The sequence below is a fragment of the Erwinia sp. MYb416 genome (assembly GCF_037479575.1).
Taxonomy (GTDB): Bacteria; Pseudomonadota; Gammaproteobacteria; order Enterobacterales; family Enterobacteriaceae; genus Erwinia; species Erwinia rhapontici.
This window is the reverse complement of record NZ_JBBGYT010000146.1, coordinates 386-950: the sequence shown is the minus strand read 5'-3', so window position 1 is coordinate 950 and position 565 is coordinate 386. Positions and strand designations below refer to the sequence as shown.

At 56.5% G+C, this 565-nt stretch carries 1 protein-coding gene; it reads left to right on the top strand.

Annotation, left to right across the window (positions count from 1 at the left end; all coding sequences use genetic code 11):
• Positions 1 to 49: 49 nt before the first annotated feature.
• Positions 50 to 565, top strand: a 516-nt coding sequence (locus WH277_RS01385) for a TetR/AcrR family transcriptional regulator (RefSeq protein WP_339503935.1), incomplete at its 3' end; no start/stop codon positions are given.

Here is a 565-nt window from a genome sequence, read left to right as displayed (position 1 = left end):
AAGGTGTTCCAATAAAATACGAATAATTATTCAAGTTGTGAATTCGCATATGATGAACGACAACGCTAAGGGACTTGAAGCGCGCAAACAGCCGCGGCAGGCGCGATCGCAGGCCACCGTTGAGGTGATCCTCGAGGCGACTATTCAGGTTTTGCTGGCAGAAGGGCTGCCCCGGCTGACCACAATCCGCGTGGCAGAGCGGGCTGGCGTGTCGGTGGGAACGCTGTATCAGTATTTCCCGCAAAAGCAGGCGCTGCTGTTTGCGCTGTTACAGCGCCATCTGGAGAGGCTGGTAAGCATAATGGAAGGTGCCGCGTTATCCGTGCAGGGCCAGCCTCTGGCAGTGATGGTTAAACATATTGTCAGCGTGTTTATGCAGGTGAAAACCGAGAACCTGCACGAGTCGGCGGCACTGTATGCTGTCGCCAGCGAACTGGATACGCGTAGCTATGTGCGTAGCGTGGAAGCGCGCAATCGCCTGGCGCTGGAAACGATGCTCGACAGTGCCAGCGACAGGCGGTTTGCCGATACGCCGGGGGTGACGTTTGTGTTTATGGGCGCACTG